This is a genomic window from Niallia oryzisoli (genome assembly GCF_036670025.1).
Lineage (GTDB): Bacteria > Bacillota > Bacilli > Bacillales > Cytobacillaceae > Bacillus_BD > Bacillus_BD oryzisoli.
The window spans coordinates 4,136,858-4,158,403 of record NZ_CP137640.1; the positions used below are offsets into that span (position 1 = coordinate 4,136,858).

The window sequence follows — 21,546 nt, forward strand, 5'->3', positions numbered from 1 at the left end:
AGCATGGGGACGGTTGTTTTGCTTCATTTTGCGTGACTGAAAAAAATTGGTCCTCTCTTCTTATACATTGGGTCAAGTTACTTCTGGCGGTTCGAGATTCCCAGCCCGGTGCCAAGGTGCCTGTCCCTGTGTCCCATTTTCTTTTATAAACCATTTGTAAAATCTATGTGAAAGATAATTGGAAAACCAAATGGTCATAAAACTCCAATACCATTTCCAATTTTTATAACGAATTAACTTAGAATATTTAAGAATCAATACTTCAAGAGCAGTGATCATTGACGCATGAATAAACTGGTATAAAGTCTTGATCAAAGCATTTCTCTTTTCAGGGTAATAAAGGTTAAATAAAATACTAAGTACAGGATAAAAGAAATATTCAAAACAAAAGCTTGCTTTATAAGTTTTTTTAAAAAATGGACGATAGGGATACTCAATTAGTTTCTTTTCAACAACGAGTAATCCAAAAAACCAAGTGATAACCTGTTTAAAAAGAAAAATCACCGTTGCATGCCGAATTTTATCTTTCGGGACAAATTTAAACAATAAAAGAGCATTTAAGATATAAATAGAAATGATAATGTTTTTTTCCTTTTGATAAGAAGCCATTCACAAAACTCCCATAAGAAATATTATCATTAATATCCACCAAATTTTTGAAAGTATTCTCGAAAGGGTTGTGGTGCTCCTCCTGCGACACAGTTATTTATTTAAAAAGATCGTACCTATTGCAATGAGAAAAAGTCCAATAATCGAAAATACCGAAATCTTCTGGTGTAAAACTAAACTAGATAATAATGCAACTAGAACTGCATATGCCCCAGTCTGAATACCTCCAAGCATAACCGTATTTCCAAATATTCTGCTGCCTTGAATGAAACCCCAGGATAGTACAATGTTTCCTAAAAAAGAAAGAGGAAGAAAATACACATTAAATTTAATGCTGTCTTTTATTGTTGGTTGAAAAAAATGTGCAGATAGTATGGGTAATAAAGAAAAAACAATAGAACCTAATATAATTGCACCAATTACAAGAAATTTCATACAAACCCCTCTTTTACTTTTTAGTAATACTTTATCCTAAGTAGGAAAGCCTATTCTTAAACTAAGGGTCGAAGGGACAGGCACCGTGACCCACAAGGAGGGCTTTTATGCAACAGGATAATCAACAAACAAATGAGAATTTGAATTCCATTATGCAACCAGGATTTGCCGGAACAGAGGCACAAAAGGTGAAACAGGAAATTCAAAAAGATGTAAGCCAAGGACAAGGAGCCATGACTTCCCGGGAAGCAGGTGCAATGCGCGATTAAAAAACCGCTCATTGTCCTGTTACAGAACAAAGGATTGTGACATAACCGCAGCCTTAACGTAAAAAAAGGAACGCTGTTGACGTTCCTTTTCCCCTCTTTATGCTACATTCACTCAACAATTAGCTCCTCATCTGACAGGGCTGCCCTATGAATAAACACAAATTTTCCATCCTGATTGAGATAAGCCTTTATTTTGTCTATGTTTTCCACGACAAATCTTTCTTTTTCTTCCATTGTTTTCTTCTGTATTTCGTCCAGCTTCTTCAAATATTCATCCTGCGAAGGAAAATCAGAGCTGTTTGTTATGATCGTATCTGCAAAATAATCGATGCCGAAAAAATCCTGCTCCGTTTCAGGTTTACTTCCGTTTATTTCCACCTGTCTATTTATTTCTGCAATCAGTCTTTGAGGATCAAATTGATAGTTTTCCAGTAAATCTTTCGTACTTATCTCTTGATCGTTGTCTATCTCATAATTCACTGCATAGATTCCTTCTGGCCCAGTTTTATTTGTATCCATCACAACCGATATAATTCCGTCATTTAAATACGCTTTTGAGCTTACTGAAAGAGGTATAAGCTGGCCATCATCCATTCGTTCTTCCAGATCCTTTATCAAATTGAGAAACGTTTCATTTACCCTTTTCGCTCCAGGTTTATCAATATGGATAATTGGTGCTTCATATACATACCTCACCTTTTCACCATTTGGAGAAATGCCTTCTTTATTTACTATTTCCTTTATGGTTACAAGGTCGTTAATATCTCGTTTCTCCTCTGTTGCCTCCTTTTCTTCCGTCATCGTTTTATTGTCTACCTTTTTACTTTCCTCACAACTAACCAAAAGTGATAAAGCTGCTATTGACGTAATGAACACTTTTAAAAATTTTTTCACCTTACAGCACCTCCATTTCAATATCAAATTCTTCTAATCGGCGACTCCCAAATAAATACATTTCTAATTATATTTTACATTAAAAACGGGACAGAAGGACAGGCAAACGCGTCTCGAAACGCGGTGCCTGTCCCTCTGTCCCATTCATTTTTATTAAAGAGAGTTAACTTCATGAAAATACAGTTGATATTCTTTTTGAACATCCCTTTGATTTTTAACATTTAAGTTTCCTTCATATAAGGACTCTCCTGTTTTGACATCTCCTATAAAAAGCGTATGACCGTTACTGGTTGAACGAATGAGGTACATTTTTCCATTCATGAATTTGATATATGGCTGATCCTTCTTATTTGCAGATAGCGGCAATTCAAATGTCAATGGATTCTCCCATTCTTCCTTTTCCATATCATATTGATTCACTTCGATTCCATTTGCTGATCGATTGTGAATAAAGATGGTAGAATCAACGATCGAATACGATTCGCCTGATTGCGGTAATTCATCAGGAATTTCTAGTTTTTTCAATTGATTCTTGTCTATACGGTAAACAAAAGCTTCATTTTCTACTAATTTTGGTTCACCATCATAGGATGTCATTTCCCCATTCTCTTGTACCCTTTGAGCTTCATATGTCTCCGTGAGAATAAGATAATGGTTTTGTGGCTGAATTGAGTTATAATCATGGATGATTCTTATATCTGTCCACCTCTTTTCTGTCGTTTGAGTGGAAACAATCGTCTCATCCTTTACCAATTTTTGCTCATCTATGTTAAAGGTATAATAACGTAAATCTTCTCCACCATGGATTCCAAATCCTCGTACCATTACCTTCAATTCACCATTTATAACTTGAACATCTTCCACATTCATAAAGCTATACTTTTCCTTTTCTGGTATATCTGACTGGAATACCATTTTTTTCCCTGACTTTTTATTGAAAATCTGAATATCAAATTTGATATTCCTCATTGGATACTCATTTGAATCCCCTTTTAAACCCGCATAGACTAATAAATTTTCATTTTCATAATAATTAGCAGGAGATAACTCCTTGCCGCGCAAAAAACCCTTGTGCTCTTTCATTAGATCCTTAAAAACCGGGGCAAAGCGACCCGTTGTCATTCTTTGTAAAAAGGATTGTTGATTCTGATCGATCGTTTCCTCACTTGTAATTTTTAATGATTGATATAGATTACCAACCGAATAATCACCGTATAAAATAAGATCCTTTACTTCATTCTCATCACCTTTAACTCTATCAAATTTAATTTGGATATTTGTCTGATCAGCAAAGCTGGATTGAATATAAAAAGTGCCAACCACGATGATCGATAGGGAACAAAGTAAGATGCTTTTCCAATATCGCTTCATATTTTCAACCTCCTATCAAACCCTTACTTTATTCTTTAATAAATAATTTCCTGTCCAAATGGCACCCGCTAGAACAATGATCCCCGTTCCAATTTCCATGAATAATATCTCAAGGGGATAAAAGTAGTTTTTTAGTATAAAAGAATCCACCAGGATGGGGGCCAAAAAGATGAAAAGAGAACAAGCACAATAGAGAATCCCAAACACAATCCCCTTCATGCGGTAAGAACGTTCAAACAGAATCGCATTAAACACAATAAACACTGCTGTCATTCCGCCTCCATATGTTAAAAGAAATTCAATAAAGGAGGGTGGAAATAGGATACTTAAATAATCAACCTTCATTATTTGATTAACAGTGAGTACGTCAAGGTATTCTTTCGGAACCATCAACTGTAACATTCGGTTTTCAAGCGGTATTAATACTAGTTGAAGTGCTAAAAGTCCAAGAATCAATAGGAAAATCACCGCTCCCTTTGCAAAGTAGACATTCAAGCGTGATGTCGGCAACATGAACAATCGATAAATAAAGGTGCTTTTCCCAAACCAATCGCGATACCAAATAAAAAAGACATAAATGAGTAAAGCCGCAATACATAGGGTAATCGGTCCCATGAACCAAAAGGAATGGACCATCTGCATAAACGAATAAGTACCATATTGTTCGATAAACTGTTCCATTGGCATATATTCTTTGTAAATGAGTTGATTGGCTCGGTTTACATAATTCCGTGATTCAACTATTACACCAATCATTTGTAATAGAATTGTTATTCCCATTAACACGAGATAAAGTTTCAAAAATCGATGAAACTCAAAATGGACTAGCTTTAAAAACCGATTCATCCTTTATACACCTCTCTCATGACATCCACTACCGATTTTCCTTCCTTTTCTCGGACTTCTTCTGTTCTAAATTCTTTTAAGACAACACCGTTATCCATTAAAACGGCTTTATCAATTAAATGCTCAATATCATTGATTTCATGAGTTGTGATAATAACACCACGGTCTTCAATTAAATGACTGGTAAATACATCGGTGATTTGTTCACGGCTGAAAATATCGATCCCTGAAAATGGCTCATCCATGAGGATATAATCGACATCCAGCGAGAGACCAAGCATCAGATTTACCTTGGCCGTATTCCCTTTCGACAGTTCCGAAATGCGATCACTTTCATTCAGCCTGAAAAATTGGAGAAGTTCATTTGCTCTAAGCTGATTCCAACCGCCATAAAAGTCAGCCATGAAAGTAAAAGCGTCTCTTATTTTCATCGATGGCGGCATCGTAATCGTATCAGGAATAAAGGAAATTTTTTCATAAGTCTCTTTATGTATTTTTACCCCGTCAATCAGGACTTCTCCGCCGTCAATTGGTGTTAAAGCCATAATTGCTTTCATAATCGTGGTCTTCCCTACCCCATTAATGCCAATTAAACAGGTAATCTCGCCTTTATCCGCAGTGAAGGAAACCCCATTTAACACGTTCTTTTTTCCAAATTTTTTCGTTACTTGTTTTACTTCAATCACTTAATCCCCTCCCTATTCGTGTCTTTCCTTTTCATACTGATCCTTCACTAGATTCAACACCTCGTGCAGCGGAACATTGATGGTCCGAACGGAATGCACAAATGTATCAACCGCTTCTAAAATCAATTCCTCTCGCACCCTTTTCAACAGCTGATCATCCTTCGTAATGCGGCTTGGTAAATTCCCTTCCGTAAAAATCAATCCCTGTTCCTCCATTTCTTTGTACGCTCGCTGCGCCGTATTTGGATTAATCTTCATCTTATTCGCCAGTTCCCTTCTCGATGGAATCTCCTGACCCGGTTCAAAGTACCCTCTAGCAATTTGTTCTTTAAAATGCCGCATAACTTGCACATAAACGGGATCTCGATGATTAAACTTTGCCTCCATAGACCCAACTCCTAAAACACATAGTAAGTTTCTTCTGTATTAAATGATTAATACAGTAAAAACAAAAATAAATGGCTTTCGATGTGAAAGCTGTTCAAACCTAAAAAACCGTGGAGAAAAAATAAATATTTTCATTGCCTCTGACTGTATTACACTTATGCAGTTGTCCTGTGTAAAAAAAATAGTCAAAAACAAGTTCAGCTTAGTGTATTAATAGATTAATACACTAACGGTACAAGGAATTGTCATTTCTTATAAAAATGTATTAAGGATATAATACACCTTCTGCCTTGTATTATACCCTTAATACACTACTAGTGTCAATTCCTGGTTTGTTTGGCGTATGGAGTCTATACGGGCACACTTTTATATGAATAAACTATATGGACGCCAATTTCCAGGAGGTGAGTCGATGTCGACGCGAAGCATATTGAATTGTTGTATTGGAGCGGGCTTAGCCTTATTAGGCTTTATAGGAATCGGTTTGGGCATTGGTCTATCAGGAGCAGCAGCTGCCCTAGCCATGGCCAACCAACCTGAGCTTGCTCAAACAATAATAAACTTCCATTTTTGGTATGTAGTTATTCCAGAGCTGATTTTGGCATTCATATTAGCATGGATTGCTTGGAAGCTTACAAAATGTGGATGTGACAAGGATTAAAAATAAGTGAGTGTCAGCCAGAAGAAACAGTTATCTTCACGGAAACACAGGGACAGGCACCGTTTACCAATCTATTAAATAATACTTATTTCTTTTAGGTCAATGAATCTGTCCCCTTATCTCCCTGCCCTGGGTCAGGATACCCCTGTTCCGCTCATGAAAAAACCTCCTAAGCAAAGGAGGTTTTCATCCATTATTTTACTTAAAATAAGGAACTTTTTTCAATGCAGCACACACTGGAATGGCAATGATAATTCCTAAAATATTTTGAACAAGGTCACCAGGTATCGAAGCTAATGGTGCAATCCAATTGCCGTAAAGAATTCCTTCCCCAATATAATAAACAGCAATCATAAATGGCATGGAAACGATGGTTGCAGTAATATTTAAACCAAGACTATTGCCTTTGCTGCCCTTTGACCAAGCGATTTTACCAACAAGGTATCCCTGCAAGCCACGCGCCACAATGGTGATAGGTGCCCATACCAGCCAGCCTCCGACCATATCGAATAATCCCATTCCTATTGCACCAGCAAGCGCCCCTTTTTTAGGACCAAATAAAATCGATGCAATAAAAAGCATCGCTGTTCCTAGATGCACTAAACCCCCATTTGCCGTAATTGGTAGTTTAATATTCAAAAAGACCGTAGAAACAAAAACAAGTGCAACTAACATAGAGGTTAAAATTAAATCTAACGTTTTGTGGCCTGGCTTTACATAACTTTGTGTTTGTGTTTTTTCCATATATCTAACCTTCCTAAGTTGAATTTACCTATGACTTTAGCAAAAGGCTGGAATATATAAAAGAGCCATTTTTTTATAAAAATTCAGTCCATATTTTTAATAACAATTTAAACATAGTGATTACAAGCGTTTTAACAACTGCGCTTGGTATATTTTGTAAGAGCTTCCACAGCATTCTTTTAGAATTTTCGAGTTTCTTTTTTTGTGGTAAGATAAATAAGGTTTAAGCTTGATTGGTTTTTATGGAGGTTTATAATGAAAAAAGTTGCAGTCATACAGGATTTATCATCTTTTGGAAAATGTTCATTAACAGCTGTGATTCCGGTTCTTTCCGTCATGGGTGTGCAGGCATGCCCGTTACCAACGGCTGTCCTCTCGGCGCAAACCGGTTATCCTAGTTTTTTTTGTGAAGATTTGACATCAAAAATGAACAATTATATCGAGGAATGGAGAAAGCTTGATGTAACCTTTGATGGAATCTATACCGGCTTTGTTACGGGTGAAGAGCAAATCCAAACGATTTTTCAATTTTTAGATACATTCTATACAAAAGAAACCCTTTTACTTGTTGACCCGGTCATGGGAGATACAGGAGAAGTCTATAAACTTTTTACCAATGAATTGTTGGTACGAATGAAAGAACTTGTAAAGCATGCAGATGTGATTACACCAAATGTGACGGAGTGCTGTTTGTTAACCGGATTGTCTTATGAAAAGCTGCATAGCTATTCAAATGAAAAGGACTATATTAAAGCGTTAGAAGAAGCTGGGAATACATTGCAGCAAGAAACTGGAGCTCAGGTGATCATCACTGGAGTAAATCCCCCGTCAGCAGATTCAGATAAGCAGTCTATCGGCAATATGTATTTGGACGGAAATAGAACCTTTTATACTGCAATGGAATATAACGGTGATAGTTATTCTGGTACAGGTGATTTATTTGCATCTGTGATAATGGGAAGCATGATGCGTGGAGAGGACCTCGAAGAATCTGTCCAGCTTGCAGTGAAATTCCTTACAGAGGCCATCAACGACGCCTCCTTCGAGCACGTTCCTCATGAAGCAGGAGTTAACTTCGAAAAATACTTAAGAATGTTATTATAATTATTTAATTTAAAAAGGACACTACCTCTTTAACATAGCAATTAGGTAGTGTCTTTTTTAATTTTCTAGTTCTTGAAACAACATTAATTATTTAAAATACTTTCCTCTAAAACCTTTGATTTATCTCCATAAACTTTAATAATATGATGTTCTCCCCAAGTACATAAAGCACTTAATATTTGTTCGAGACTTTTTCCATATTCACTTAATTCGTACTCTACTTTTGGAGGGACTTGATTATAAACAATCCGATTAATCACGCCATCTTCTTCCAGTTCCCGGAGCTGCTGGGTTAACATTTTTTGTGTGATGTTCGGCATCAGGCGTTTTAATTCACTTGTCCGTTTCTTTCCATGCGTAAGATGGCAAAGAATTACGCATTTCCACTTGCCTCCAATCACCTCTAATGTGGCTTCAACTGATATATTATATTTCTTTTTTTCCATGAAATGATCCTCCTGCTTATAGGTACTAAAAAGTACCTATATTACTTATAAGTATCTATATCACTTAAAAGTGCGTACTTCTTTTTTTAACTCAACTATCTCATAATAACATTTGCCGGCCGATTTATACTATCCTTTCTTCATTCGTATTTACGAAAAAGAAAGCTGCTATTCAAACAAATAAGGAGGAAAACTTATGGCTTTAGGTAAAAAACAAAGTACATTGGCGCTGCTTGCATTAGCAGTCAGTGCATTTGCAATAGGTACCACAGAATTTATCAGTGTCGGATTACTGCCGCTGATCGCTAAAGATTTAAGTATACCGGTAACCACTGCAGGGTTAACTGTATCCTTATATGCGCTAGGGGTGACTTTTGGAGCTCCGATCCTGACTTCGATGACATCGAAAATGTCTCGAAAAACCTTATTACTCTGGATTATGGTTGTCTTTATTATAGGAAACAGCCTCGCTGCATTCTCTCATTCTATTGGTTTATTACTAGCTGCTCGCGTGATATCTGCCTTCTCACATGGTGTTTTCATGTCAATAGGATCAACGATTGCGGCTGATTTAGTGCCCGAAAATCGTCGTGCCAGTGCGATTTCGATTATGTTTACAGGGCTTACAGTGGCTACTGTTACAGGAGTTCCTTTTGGTACTTTTATTGGCCAACAGCTGGGTTGGAGAGCTGCATTTTTTACCATTGTCATCATTGGTATGATTGCACTATTTGCAAATAGCTTTCTCGTCCCATCGCATTTAAGAAAAGGAGTAAAAACAACCTTTCGTGATCAGGTCAAGCTCGTGACAAATAGCCGATTATTACTTTTATTTACCATTACAGCATTAGGATATGGCGGGACCTTTGTTGTCTTTACGTTCTTATCGCCGTTACTTCAAAATATAACGGGCTTTAAAGAAGAAATGGTAGCCATCATTTTATTCGTGTATGGAATAGCGATTGCCATTGGCAACATGATTGGCGGAAAGCTTTCGAACCAAAATCCGATTCGTGCCCTATTTTATATGTTTATCGTACAAGCCATCATTTTATTTGTGTTGATGTTCACAGCTCCCTTTAAACTCGCCGGGTTCATTACAATTATTTTCATGGGATTATTAGCCTTTATGAACGTACCGGGTCTGCAGGTATATGTTGTCATGCTGGCCGAGCGCTTTGTTCCAAGTGCAGTGGATGTTGCGTCAGCTATTAATATTGCTGCCTTTAATGGAGGAATAGCCATTGGTTCCTATCTAGGTGGAATCATAACAGATTCAATTGGAATTATTCATACTTCATGGATTGGAGCACTAATGGTATTAGCTGCTGCCATTCTGACTGCGTGTAGTAGAGCTTTGGAACGAAAATCCCCGTCTGTTGAAAGGGCAAAATTGGAAGTTTCCTGTTAGAGATGAAGATTTTAGAAAAAAATAATTGGAGGTTTAACATAATGAAACATTTACAAGATACAACCACTTTGCATAACGGTGTAAAAATGCCTTGGTTTGGCATCGGTGTTTTTAAAGTCGAAGAAGGCCCTGAATTAGTGAACGCAGTCAAGACCGCGATTAAACATGGATACCGAAGTGTTGATACAGCAGCAATTTATGAAAATGAAGAAGGGGTTGGAAAAGGGATTAAGGAAGGCCTCATGGAAGCAGGCATATCTCGAGAAGCACTGTTTGTCACTTCAAAGGTCTGGAATGCCGATCTTGGATATGAATCAACGATTGCTGCTTATGAGAAAAACTTAAAGAAACTTGAGTTAGAGTATTTAGATTTATACCTGATTCACTGGCCTGTTGAAGGAAAATACAAGGAAGCTTGGAGAGCGCTGGAAACTCTTTATAAAGAAGGTCGAGTAAAGGCGATCGGTGTGAGCAATTTTCACATTCACCATCTGGAAGATTTAATGAAGGACGCTGAAATAAAGCCGATGGTCAATCAAGTGGAATACCACCCTCGATTAACTCAAAAAGAACTGCAGGCTTTTTGTCATGAAAATAGCATTCAGCTTGAAGCTTGGTCACCTTTAATGCAGGGTCAATTACTCGATAACGATATTCTAATAGAGATCGCTAATAAATATCATAAATCCACAGCCCAAATTATCCTGCGTTGGGACCTACAAAACGGTGTGGTCACCATTCCAAAATCAACGAAAGAACATCGAATAATTGAAAATGCAAATGTTTTTGACTTTGCCATATCCAAGGAGGAAATGGAGATTATTCATGGGTTGAATCAAAATCTTCGTGTAGGACCAGATCCGGATCATTTTGATTTTTAATCATAGTAATTAGATATTAATAGGCGTATTTAATTATACGCCTATTTTTATATGAGATCATATCATTTGAAGTACCATTGGTGTGCATTTTTATAAAGTACCCTTTAGCTTCTTCTTCCCCAATGCTATTCTTTATCATTTCAATCCTTATTGGAAATTGTGTCCAATAGATAAAAGGAAAAGCAACACTTCGGTTTATTACCATATTATTTGTTAGATATACTTACTCAGATTACTATTTTACATAATTACATAGCTTACCGATACTCTCCACTTCAACCATTGCTAACAAAAACACACCAAATGGTGTGTTAATTAGCATTATGATAACATACATTTCAAGGTACTTTAACTATTGGCTATTTTTCTCAATCACTCAATTTATAAAATGTCGCTGGAAACATAAAACCTTTTATTGCAATACGTTTCTCGTCATTATTCACTTCGTGTATTCGCATTCCGTCTTGAGTTTTTCTAATTTGTTTTCCGAGTTTAAAATGATTATAATCACCTGGGTTGATTAACTGTTCGGGTTCGGATGTAAACGTTTGACCATTATAACTTAATTTTTGAAGAGCATATTTGGTCCCCCTTGATTACAGCATATCTACAGCCAATTAATATCAAATATATTATTCTGGATAATGCCCGTTTGCTAAATAAATAACAGCAAATATTCATTACCAATACCAATAAAAAGTTAAAATATACAAACCTATAATACTTGTATCTTATGAAAGCCTCAATCCATGATACATCCTTCTGGTTTTCTGTACACCATACTACATAGTGTTACTTTTTTAATCTCCCCTTTTAATAAAAAAGCACTTAAACTAAACCTCATTTATTATTTCTAACAGCACTCTTATTCATAGACAAAAGCATATACATAGCAATCATTAGAGTCATATATTGATTAAGAAATTAATGTACTTCATTCAAGTACTGCGTTAATTGATGAAAGTTGCAATGAAATGTTTAATGGGACAAGGGCATTTTCCATTTCTATATTATTCAGCAGCGGAGGTGTTACAAAAGTAGTTTTACCACTCTAAACCGAAAGAAAGTATGGAGAATATCTAACTTACTATAAGACTGACTTGATCACGAGAGATAATAATGTTCCGAAGGAAGGTTACATCAAAGACTTAAATGGATTTAATAGCTGATAAATGGTAAGAAGAGACACTACAATCATTTATTTAATCAAGCATCCTAATTAGTTTACTTGGACTACCCTTTTTCATTTACAAAATCGATTAAGTTAGGAGATTAGAGATGGGAAAAGCACTTATTATTGGTTGTGGTGGAGTAGCATCAGTAGCCATCCATAAATGCTGCCAAAACAGTGATATATTTGAAGAAATTTGTATCGCAAGTCGAACAAAATCAAAATGTGATGAGTTGAAGGCCAAATTAGATGGTGGAAAAACGAAAATAACAACTGCTCGGGTTGATGCAAACAATTTAGGCGAGTTAATTACTTTAATAGAAGAAGTAAAACCAGATATCGTAATGAACTTAGCTTTACCTTACCAGGACTTAACTATCATGGATGCTTGTCTAGCAACAAAAACGAACTATCTCGATACAGCAAACTACGAACCGGAAGATACCGCAAAATTTGAATATAAATGGCAGTGGGAATATCGTGAACGTTTTGAAAAAGCTGGTATAACAGCTCTTTTAGGAAGTGGATTTGACCCTGGTGTAACAGGTGTATTCTCTGCTTTTGCCCTCAAACATCACTTTGATGAAATTGAATATGTTGATATTCTAGACTGTAATGCAGGGGATCATGGTTATCCGTTTGCAACCAATTTCAATCCAGAAATCAATATCCGTGAAGTCTCTGCTAACGGAAGGTATTGGGAAAATGGGGAATGGATTGAAACAAAACCAATGGAGATTAAACGCGTTTATGACTTCCCGGAAATCGGTGAGAAAGACATGTATCTTCTTTACCATGAAGAACTGGAATCTCTTGTTCAAAACATCCCAGGACTAAAGCGTATCCGTTTCTTCATGACATTTGGTCAAAGTTACTTAACTCACCTAAAATGTCTTGAAAACGTTGGAATGACTTCTATTGAACCAATTGAATTTGATGGAAAACAAATTATTCCACTTCAATTTTTAAAAGCTGTATTACCAGATCCAGCTTCACTTGGACCTCGTACTAAAGGGAAAACAAACATTGGCTGTATCTTTAAAGGAAAAAAGGACGGACAAGATAAAACCTATTATATCTACAATGTTTGTGACCATGAAGAGTGCTATAGAGAAGTGGGTTCTCAAGCCGTTTCTTATACAACAGGTGTACCAGCAATGATTGGTGCAGCGATGATCTTAACAGAAAAATGGAATAGACCAGGCGTATATAACATTGAAGAATTTGATCCCGATCCATTCATGGAAGCACTAAATAAATGGGGACTTCCTTGGAATGAAGACTTTAACCCAGTGCTTGTAGATTCTGAGACTGTAAAACTCATAGAGCCGGAGAAGGATGGTAAATATGAGAATTGAAGAATTACCAACACCATGTTATGTGATCGATGAAGTTCTTTTGGAAAAAAACCTAGAAATCTTAAACGGAGTCATGAAACGTACGGAATGTAAAATTCTTTTAGCACAAAAAGCTTTTTCAATGACGACCATGTATCCTCTGATTGGAAAATATTTAAGTGGTACGACAGCAAGCGGCTTATACGAGGCTCGTCTTGGTTATGAGGAAATGGGTAAAGAAAATCACATTTTTTCCCCTGCCTATCGGGAAGATGAAATTAATGAAATCATTTCTTTTTGTGATCATATCGTCTTTAATTCCTTTTCACAGTTGGAAAAATATAAAGAAAAAGTTCTTCACTATGGTAAAAAGACTGGCTTACGTATCAATCCTGAATATTCCACACAAGGTGGACGTTCCCTCTATGATCCATGTGCACCCTTTTCCCGATTCGGTGTAACCAAAAAGCATTTTCGTCCCGAGTTGCTTGAAGGTGTTTCAGGGCTTCATTTCCACACTCTGTGTCAGCAAAACTCTGATGATTTAGAAACAACGCTTGATGTAGTAGAGGAAAAGTTTGAACCTTGGCTGTCACAAATGGAATGGATCAACTTTGGCGGTGGTTATCATATCACAAGGGAAGATTATGACATCCCGAGACTTGAAGCTTGTATTATGAGAATGCAGGATAAATACGGTTTAGAAGTTTATCTTGAACCAGGAGAAGCAGTGGCTCTAAACGCAGGATATCTAGTTGCTACTGTACTTGATACGGTTCAAAACGGAATGGAAATTGCTATTCTTGACACTTCTGCAACCTGTCATATGCCAGATGTGTTGGAAATGCCTTATCGTCCGCCTCTACTTGGATCTGGCGAAGCAGGAGAAAACCCATATTTGTATCGTCTTGGTGGGCAAACCTGTCTCTCAGGCGATACGATCGGAGATTATTCTTTTGATCAGCCATTAAAGAGTGGTGATCGTCTAGTTTTTGGTAATATGGCGGTCTACACTATGGTGAAAAACAACACTTTTAACGGTATGTCATTACCATCCATTGCCGTTAAAAATAAAGATGGGGAATATCATATTGTACATGAATTTAGCTACTCAGATTTTAGGATGAGACTCGCATAAAAGATAATAGTGGGACATAGGCACCATGGACCAAAAGTTGTTCGACGTGCCTGTCCCTATATACACTTAGGTGAACTACCCACCACTTAGCTAACCTTACGGTCTGCTTGAAGTGGGGCTTCTCGACTTATCGATGCTTTTACTAGCCAACGAAAACTGACCGAGCTAAACCCTCTTGTTCCAAGAGTTTTTGTTTCTATGATAATGCCAGTAAGCGTAATCCTTCATTTTTGATATTGACGGCAGAATTATAGTTACGTTCTGCTACATAGCCACAAGAACATTGATAGGTGCGTTCAGATAGCGACATAGGCTTTTCTGCACCGCAACAAGAACATTTTTTAGTAGAAGGAAACCACTTATCAATTTTTACTAGCTGTTTACCCTGTTCTTTTAGCTTGTACGCTAAGAAAGTAGTGAACATGCCCCACCCATTGTCGTGAACACTTTTTCCAAAGTGAAGGGCTTGAGACATTCCTTTCATATTCAAGTCCTCAATCACGACAGCATCAAAGTTGGAAGCTAATTTTTTTGATTTGTGGTGAAGATAATTCATACGCTGGTTCGCTACTTTTTTATGTAATTTAGCCACTACTAAGCGTTGCTCGTTCCAACGTGCAGAACCTTTCTTACTCTTGGACAGAATGCGTTGTGCTTTTGTTAATTTTTCTGACATGACATGATAGTAGCGAGGATAATTGGCTTTCTCATTCTCGCTACTCACATATAATTCAGCCATAGCAAAATCTAACCCAACGACATTTTCTATTTTTTTAGGCTGTATGTCTTTTTCATATTCAGTTAGAACAGATACATAGTATTTCCCTGACTTCATTCTGGAAATGTTGCAGGATTTCAATTTATAATCAGCAGGGATTTTCCTATGCTGTTTGATTTTTACCAGTTTTAGTTTTGGGAGTTTGATATGACCGTCTTTTAATTCGATGTTTCCATTGACTAAATTAGTCGTATAGGATTGTTTTGCTTTACGGTTCTTGAACTTTGGAAATTCAGCATTTCCTTCAAAGTAATTCTTATAAGCAGTCTGCAAGTTGATTTGTGCATTCGCTAAAGCTAGTGAATCCACTTCTTTTAGGAATGGAAATTCACCTTTATATTTTGCAGGAGTCGGAAACTTTTGCTTTTTAAGCGTTTCTTTATCATCCTTGAACTTTTCATAGGTTTCCTTGCGTTCTGCCAACATCTTATTATAGACAAAACGAACACAGCCGAAAGTTTTAGCTAATAACACTACTTGTTCTTTGTTTGGTAACAACCGAAATTTGAAAGCTTTGTTTTGCTTGGTCATATCCATTCACCTCCTAGTAATATTATAGAACATTTGTTCTTAATTTACTATTATTTTGGCTAAAGCCAACCGAAATTCATCTCCCACCTCATTGGGCTGTCGCCCTTCACATTCCTTGAGGATGGGAGACTTCTTTCGGAGATCGTTAAAATTTTTCGTTCTCTTATACATAGGGACTGTTCTGCCGATTCATTTTGTTGAGCCTATTCTTTATTAATGAAACGTGAGAACTGCCCATTCCTCTGCCACTGGGGCTTCAGGCGTATCTGCTGGATTCTCTGTTCCTTTCTCTGCTACTTCTTCATCAGTTTCTTCAGTTCCGTCATCTTCTTGACCTTCCTCTGTTACTGGTGCTTCTTGTATTCCCACTAGAATCTCCATTCGTCCCATTCTGACTGATTCTTCCCTTAATCATGAATAATAAACCGATTGTTCGTCCGCAGCTATTGTAGTGATTATCTTAGCGCGATCCCAAAACGGTTATAGACAGGTACCACTATAAAAAACACATTATTTGTTGTACAACTGTCGCCATCGATACCTGACTAACTCCCTCGTCCATCACGACTTAACCGTCGGAAAGAAACCTTAAACCGCCAAATTAGCATCCATGCTTGCCAGTAAAGTCTTTTCCCTAGGATTTGATTAGACCAGAGGACTTTGTGTAGATAAGGATCGTTAAAGGTACGCCAAATACAAAAAACGCACACCCTCGGGTGTGCGAGCACTATTTACTCCATTTCGCCATATTTGGATGTCAAACTGGAATTGCTAAATTCAGTAATATAGATTCCAGTAAGCAAGAGCAAAACACCAAACAAAATGCTGGAGCTCACTGGCTCTCCCCAGATTAACCAAGAGAAACCAAATGCGAACACGGACTCCAAAGAAAAAATCAAGCTCACTCGCATCGGACTTACGTTAAGCTGCACATGCATCTGGACCATGTAACCAAGTAGGGTACCAACTATAACCGCAAACAGGTAAGCAAACCAGCCGTAGCCTGACAAATTTGTCGGTACCGGCTCCAGAAACAGGGCGATGATCATATCAATCACCCCTACTGTAGTAAGTTGCACTATGGTGAAAAGCATTGGATCCAAATCAGGTAATTTTATATACGTGCGATCGACATATACTAAATGAATGGCAAAAAAGACTGCGCAGATAAGCACCATCAGATCCCCAAGGTTCACACCTTGCCAACTGCCATCCCAAGATATGAGGCACAAGCCGATAAAGGCGCTGACGCAGCCGATGATGGGTCCCTTCTGGATGTGCATGCGTGAAAAAATAAAATAGAGAAACGGAACGATCACGACACTGGTGCTAGTGATAACACCTGCTTTTCCGGGGGTGGTCAAACCAATGCCAAAAATCTGAGCTGTATATGCAACGCAGAGAAAGACACCGGCGAGACTGCCAGCTTGTAAGCAGAGTCGATTCATGTACTTAAGCTTTTTCCACTGCAACAGTCCCAAAAGGATTGCGGCCAGTAGAAAACGAGATCCGGTGTAGAAAAGTGGGGTCATCTCTACCAACAAATCTTTTGCCAAAATAAAGCTATATCCCCAGCTTATCGTAATCAATAACATGGAGAGGTCGGCGAAAAGCATTTTTCTTGAACCATACACGATATCATTTCCTTTTTACGATTCTCATAAATGTGTTGTTACAAGTTAACGAATCTCCTAAATGGTGATGTATTTTCTTATCAATGACGCCATTTCATAACCTGTTTAAAGTAGCTTCCAGCCTTGTATATTAAATGCCACCATTAATGGACTTGTTTTCGTAATCACGTTCCATTCCATACCACGAACTTTCAGGCATTCGAAAAACAAAACTGGATCAATCAACTCAGGAGAGATGCATCCTTTTAGTGTCAAGGTTCTCTTCGCGATTAAATCGACAGCTGCAATTGGTGGTACACCTGTTTGCCAAACCGTTGCATGAAATTTGGTTTTCTGGAATACCTCGTCATGGTTCGCCATCGTGTAAACAAACATTTCTACCTTTTCGCCGCTTGTTCCTTTACGAATGCGCTTACACAAGAATAAACATGAATTTTACCGGTCAGGCCAGGTATGCTGGCTTTGGCATGGTAATTACTACCACATCTCGCAGTGCGACTTGTACACCTTTGGCGTTGATTTTCTCATTAGAATCAAGGCCTAGGTAGCTGAGCACCTGCAGTGTGTTGACGAAATCACGATATTTGAAATCAACGTATTTGCAGCCTTTTGCACGACCGTTCGTTTCCCCGAGGGTCGTTGATTCCCAAGCTCTACATTGTACGTATTCGAAACAGACATGCTTCAAAGCAAATGATGTTCCTCGATTTGTCCCCTCCCCAACTTACTGATCTCAAGCATGATTCTCTCCTCCTTTCTAACTAAATAGACTCTCGGCATACGTCGAGTCAGATGGGATAAGGAATCCCTTGCCCCTCCCATTTGCTTTCTCAGAAATACCGAGAGTGTACTCTAAGGGATGTTTTAATGGTATCTTTCTTTAAGAAGACAAACATCGCTTTTTTGTTGTATTATTATGACTTTTCTGTCTATATATATATATTCAATTTTATTATAAGAGGACAAAGAATTAGGTAGTATTTAAGCAATAATTTTGAATAGTATCCATTAGACTTTAAATGAGAATGATAACTATTGTTAATTAAAAATAAGCTACAAAGCTTGTAGGATATCATTAACAGTGAAATAATTGAAACATCTTCATTGACGGACTTGCTTCACATATTAAAAAGATCTATTTTATAATTGATATATCAAAATTACTTGCAAACAGGAAATTCCTGTGTTATATTTCTTAACGCTAAATAAGTGACTAAATTATTCATTCGGTCAATTTATAAATGGGGTGACTCTTTCTTGGCTATTGATAGAAGACAATTAATTATTGAGGCTGCTACCAATTCCTTCTCGCTGTTCGGCTATAAAGCTACGACAATGGATCAGGTTGCCAAGCTCGCGAACGTTGGAAAAGGTACGATTTATACCTTTTTTAAAAACAAAGAGGAATTATTTGACGAAATCATCAGTACGTTGATTCGGGACATGAAGAATGTAGCTGAAGAGGCCATGGATCGAAACCTCACCTTTTTTGAAAATGCAAGCCGGGTGTTATTTCGCCTGCTGGAGTTTCGTAAGTCACACCAATTAACGATCAAGCTTTTTCAAGAGGAAAGGGATATTGGTACAAAAGCGGTTGTGGATGTTGTGCAGCGAATGGAACAAGCCATCATCCAATATATGAAAAATATTATTCAAGAAGCGATTGACCGCGGCGAAATCAAACCATGCAACCCCGAAATTACAGCTTTCGTTATGTTAAAGCTTTATGTATCCTTAATTTTTGATTGGGAACAGTATCACGCACCACTTAACAAAGAAGAAATAACGAATCTCTTTAAATTATATTTCTTTAATGGATTAGAAAAATAACCTCAATTCAACTTGGGTCCTCGTCATGAAAGAGTACCCTGCTTATTTGGCCAAAAATGACCAATTGAATAAAATGGTCAATTGTTAATAGGAGGTTATTTTGTGAGAAAATCATCTTTTTTATCTGAGCTCAAAGCTATTCTCTCCAATCGAAAAATCCTTATCCCCATTATAGCCGTAGCATTTGTACCTGTACTTTATGCCGGAATGTTTCTGTGGGCATTTTGGGACCCCTATGCTCATATGGAAGATTTGCCGGTAGCGGTTGTTAGTGAGGATAAGGGCGCAGATTTTGAAGGAGAACATTTGGAAATCGGTCAGCAGTTGACCGATAAGTTGAAGAATAATAACCAATTTGATTTTCATATTGTGTCGAAGGAAAAAGGCTACAAAGGGTTAGAAAACAGGGAGTATTATTTGTTAGTGGAAATCCCTGAGGACTTTTCAGCAAATGCTACAACCCTTTTAGATACTAACCCGCAAAAATTAGAATTAATCTATGTACCAAACGAAAGTACAAACTTCTTATCCTCCCAGATTGGGGAAACAGCCGTAAAAGAAATAAAGGCTGAAGTTTCGAAGAATGTTACTGCAACATATGCCGAAACGATGTTTGGTAAAGTGGATGAATTGGCCAATGGGTTGACACAAGCAAGTGATGGCTCAGATCAGCTTGCCAATGGCGCAACACAATTAAATGATGGTTCGAAAACCTTAAGAGAAAATATTGAGGTATTGGCATCCAAATCAATCGAATTTAAAGATGGGGTTGAAAAAGCATCATCTGGTGCAAGCGGCCTTGCCGATGGAACAGATCAAGTAAAAGCTGGACTTCAAGAGATCAACGAAAAAGTACCTGCCTTAGTTTCAGGTACCACTCAGGTACAAGATGGTATAGGAACGATGAAGGAAGAGCTGCCAAAGCAAATTGCAGCTGGAGTAACAAACCAGTTAACAGGAAGTGTCGACAAAGTTGATAGTGGCATGGATGAACTAGAATCACAGCTTAGTACCGGCCTTTCCACCCAACTAACAACTGGGATTGCCAAAAGCCTATCAGCGCAGCTTGCCAGCCAATTAACGACATCACAAACCGAGCAAATGTCCCAGCTGAAGGATGCACTTGTAAACGCTCAAGTTATGGATGAGGCGCATGCTTCTGCCTTTGTAGCTCAAATGGCTCAAGGTAAGCCAACGAAAGAACAGCTTCAACAGCAATTCGAACAGCAATTGACAGTGCAATTACAGCCTAACATCTCTGCTGGTATAGCAAATGGACTTGACCAAGGCTTTACACAATTTAAAACAGGCCTGCATGAATCATTATTATCATCAACCGCAGGATTAGAGGATCAATTGAAATCACAAACGAGTCCCTCTTTTGACCAATTATTATCTGGAATTCAGCAAATAAATGCAGGACAGCTTGCCTTACAGCAAGGTATCGGTCAGTTATATAATGGTTCCGTTGCACTAGATACGGGTGCACATGAGTTAAGTACGGGAATGGACCAATTAACAAATGGTTCCGCACAATTACAGAACGGTGCCGGCCAGCTTGCAGAGGGCTCAAAAGAATTAGAAGATGGTACGGCTCAACTAGAGGATGGGTCAACAGAACTTTCTAGTAAACTAGCTGAAGGTGCCGAGCAGGCTAACTCAGTTGACGCGACCGATGACACTTACGATATGATGGGCGAACCTGTTACAGTTAAAAAGGAAGAAGTAAATAAAGTGCCAAACTACGGCACTGGTTTTGCACCATACTTTATCTCTCTTGGCTTGTTTGTCGGCGCACTATTGATCTCCATTGTCTTTAAGCTTAAAGAACCTGTCATTCAGCCAAAAAATGCATTTCAATGGTTCCTAAGCAAATTTGGAGTATTAACGATTTTGGGAATCATTCAGGCCGTACTAGTCGACTTCATTTTATTAACTTTCTTAAAAATTCAAGTGGCAAGTATTCCATTATTCTTTGTCACATCTCTCATTACAAGCTTTGTGTTTTTAAGTTTAATTCAATTGCTTGTAACAACACTGGGAGACCCTGGCCGCTTTATTGCCATTGTGATTCTGATTTTGCAATTAACCACAAGCGCTGGTACATTCCCGCTTGAGTTAATTCCACAGGCAATGCAATCAGTAAATGCTTGGCTGCCAATGACATATTCCGTACAATCGTTTAAAGCAGTTATTTCAAGCGGTGACTTTTCATATATGTGGCACAACAATGCAATTCTCTTAACCTATATGATTGCCTTTATGGCCATGACCATTGGGTATTTTGCCATCCTATTAAAAAAACAAAACCATCAGGCTGAAGAGATGGATCAAAATTACAGTTCAGCACATTAATTAATCCTTTTAGTTAGGCTGTCCCACA

The 21,546-nt window shown here is 37.7% G+C and carries 22 protein-coding genes; 9 read left to right on the forward strand and 13 right to left on the reverse strand.

The features are described from left to right. Positions 1 to 72 precede the first annotated feature (72 nt). Positions 73 to 609 carry a CBO0543 family protein gene (locus R4Z09_RS20745; protein WP_338448629.1) on the reverse strand — a complete coding sequence of 179 codons (537 nt, stop codon included), beginning with the start codon at positions 607 to 609 and terminating at the stop codon, positions 73 to 75. A gap of 93 nt (positions 610 to 702) precedes the next feature. Continuing rightward, entirely contained in the window at positions 703 to 1,044 is a 342-nt protein-coding gene (locus R4Z09_RS20750; RefSeq protein WP_338448630.1) for a hypothetical protein, read from the reverse strand. Positions 1,045 to 1,151: 107 nt separating this feature from the next. Between R4Z09_RS20750 and R4Z09_RS20755 the strand changes: the two genes are divergently transcribed. Next, on the forward strand, positions 1,152 to 1,313 hold the full coding sequence (locus tag R4Z09_RS20755) for a hypothetical protein (RefSeq protein ID WP_338448631.1): 162 nt from the start codon (positions 1,152 to 1,154) through the stop codon (positions 1,311 to 1,313). A gap of 108 nt (positions 1,314 to 1,421) precedes the next feature. Here R4Z09_RS20755 and R4Z09_RS20760 read toward each other — a convergent pair whose 3' ends face one another. The 5 genes from R4Z09_RS20760 to R4Z09_RS20780 form a co-directional block, all read right to left on the reverse strand. Continuing rightward, entirely contained in the window at positions 1,422 to 2,207 is a 786-nt protein-coding gene (locus tag R4Z09_RS20760; protein ID WP_338448632.1) for a hypothetical protein, read from the reverse strand. 153 nt (positions 2,208 to 2,360) lie between these two features. Continuing rightward, complete coding sequence (locus tag R4Z09_RS20765; protein ID WP_338448633.1) at positions 2,361 to 3,578, reverse strand: hypothetical protein; 1,218 nt, start codon at positions 3,576 to 3,578, stop codon at positions 2,361 to 2,363. 15 nt (positions 3,579 to 3,593) lie between these two features. Further along, positions 3,594 to 4,424, reverse strand: coding sequence for a hypothetical protein (locus tag R4Z09_RS20770; protein ID WP_338448634.1), 831 nt, complete (start codon positions 4,422 to 4,424; stop codon positions 3,594 to 3,596). Beyond that, positions 4,421 to 5,110, reverse strand: a complete 690-nt coding sequence (locus R4Z09_RS20775; protein ID WP_338448635.1) for an ABC transporter ATP-binding protein — start codon at positions 5,108 to 5,110, stop codon at positions 4,421 to 4,423. Before R4Z09_RS20775 ends, R4Z09_RS20770 begins: the two co-directional genes overlap by 4 nt. Positions 5,111 to 5,122: 12 nt before the next feature. Beyond that, complete coding sequence (locus R4Z09_RS20780) at positions 5,123 to 5,497, reverse strand: GntR family transcriptional regulator (RefSeq protein ID WP_338448636.1); 375 nt, start codon at positions 5,495 to 5,497, stop codon at positions 5,123 to 5,125. 412 nt (positions 5,498 to 5,909) lie between these two features. Between R4Z09_RS20780 and R4Z09_RS20785 the strand changes: the two genes are divergently transcribed. After that, positions 5,910 to 6,158: a hypothetical protein gene (locus R4Z09_RS20785; protein WP_338448637.1), complete on the forward strand. Its 249-nt coding sequence runs from the start codon at positions 5,910 to 5,912 to the stop codon at positions 6,156 to 6,158. 198 nt (positions 6,159 to 6,356) lie between these two features. On the opposite strand, the gene R4Z09_RS20790 is transcribed toward R4Z09_RS20785, so the two are convergent. Further along, entirely contained in the window at positions 6,357 to 6,902 is a 546-nt protein-coding gene (locus R4Z09_RS20790) for an ECF transporter S component (protein ID WP_338448638.1), read from the reverse strand. 255 nt (positions 6,903 to 7,157) lie between these two features. Here R4Z09_RS20790 and R4Z09_RS20795 point away from each other — a divergent pair, with 255 nt between their 5' ends. Next, complete coding sequence (locus R4Z09_RS20795; RefSeq protein WP_338448639.1) at positions 7,158 to 8,006, forward strand: pyridoxamine kinase; 849 nt, start codon at positions 7,158 to 7,160, stop codon at positions 8,004 to 8,006. An 83-nt stretch (positions 8,007 to 8,089) separates the two neighbouring features. Here the strand turns inward: R4Z09_RS20795 and R4Z09_RS20800 are convergent, their stop codons facing one another. Further along, positions 8,090 to 8,452, reverse strand: a complete 363-nt coding sequence (locus tag R4Z09_RS20800) for a winged helix-turn-helix transcriptional regulator (RefSeq protein WP_338448640.1) — start codon at positions 8,450 to 8,452, stop codon at positions 8,090 to 8,092. 196 nt (positions 8,453 to 8,648) lie between these two features. Here R4Z09_RS20800 and R4Z09_RS20805 point away from each other — a divergent pair, with 196 nt between their 5' ends. The 4 genes from R4Z09_RS20805 to nspC all read left to right on the forward strand — a co-directional run bounded on the left by R4Z09_RS20805 (position 8,649) and on the right by nspC (position 14,390). Beyond that, a complete protein-coding gene (locus tag R4Z09_RS20805) occupies positions 8,649 to 9,863 on the forward strand; it encodes an MFS transporter (RefSeq protein ID WP_338448641.1) in 1,215 nt (404 codons plus the stop codon). 38 nt (positions 9,864 to 9,901) lie between these two features. Continuing rightward, positions 9,902 to 10,744: an aldo/keto reductase gene (locus R4Z09_RS20810; protein ID WP_338453321.1), complete on the forward strand. Its 843-nt coding sequence runs from the start codon at positions 9,902 to 9,904 to the stop codon at positions 10,742 to 10,744. A 1,278-nt stretch (positions 10,745 to 12,022) separates the two neighbouring features. Further along, a complete protein-coding gene (locus tag R4Z09_RS20815) occupies positions 12,023 to 13,273 on the forward strand; it encodes a saccharopine dehydrogenase family protein (protein ID WP_338448642.1) in 1,251 nt (416 codons plus the stop codon). Continuing rightward, on the forward strand, positions 13,263 to 14,390 hold the full coding sequence (gene nspC / locus R4Z09_RS20820; RefSeq protein WP_338448643.1) for a carboxynorspermidine decarboxylase: 1,128 nt from the start codon (positions 13,263 to 13,265) through the stop codon (positions 14,388 to 14,390). The genes R4Z09_RS20815 and nspC overlap by 11 nt, the downstream gene beginning before the upstream one ends. A 196-nt stretch (positions 14,391 to 14,586) precedes the next feature. Here nspC and R4Z09_RS20825 read toward each other — a convergent pair whose 3' ends face one another. The 4 genes from R4Z09_RS20825 to R4Z09_RS20840 all read right to left on the reverse strand — a co-directional run bounded on the left by R4Z09_RS20825 (position 14,587) and on the right by R4Z09_RS20840 (position 17,708). Beyond that, positions 14,587 to 15,699, reverse strand: coding sequence for a transposase (locus tag R4Z09_RS20825; RefSeq protein WP_338448644.1), 1,113 nt, complete (start codon positions 15,697 to 15,699; stop codon positions 14,587 to 14,589). Between the two features lie 213 nt (positions 15,700 to 15,912). Beyond that, the gene (locus R4Z09_RS20830; protein WP_338448645.1) at positions 15,913 to 16,089 is read right to left on the reverse strand and encodes a hypothetical protein; all 177 of its coding nucleotides are present in this window, start codon (positions 16,087 to 16,089) and stop codon (positions 15,913 to 15,915) included. A 341-nt stretch (positions 16,090 to 16,430) separates the two neighbouring features. Next, positions 16,431 to 17,333, reverse strand: a complete 903-nt coding sequence (locus R4Z09_RS20835) for a DMT family transporter (RefSeq protein WP_338448646.1) — start codon at positions 17,331 to 17,333, stop codon at positions 16,431 to 16,433. A 105-nt stretch (positions 17,334 to 17,438) separates the two neighbouring features. After that, a complete protein-coding gene (locus tag R4Z09_RS20840) occupies positions 17,439 to 17,708 on the reverse strand; it encodes a hypothetical protein (RefSeq protein WP_338448647.1) in 270 nt (89 codons plus the stop codon). Between the two features lie 882 nt (positions 17,709 to 18,590). On the opposite strand from R4Z09_RS20840, the gene R4Z09_RS20845 reads away from it, so the two are divergent. Together R4Z09_RS20845 and R4Z09_RS20850 are read left to right on the forward strand one after the other, a co-directional pair. Continuing rightward, a complete protein-coding gene (locus R4Z09_RS20845; RefSeq protein ID WP_338448648.1) occupies positions 18,591 to 19,163 on the forward strand; it encodes a TetR/AcrR family transcriptional regulator in 573 nt (190 codons plus the stop codon). Positions 19,164 to 19,265: 102 nt separating this feature from the next. Continuing rightward, entirely contained in the window at positions 19,266 to 21,518 is a 2,253-nt protein-coding gene (locus R4Z09_RS20850; protein WP_338448649.1) for a YhgE/Pip domain-containing protein, read from the forward strand. The last annotated feature ends 28 nt before the right edge of the window (positions 21,519 to 21,546 follow it).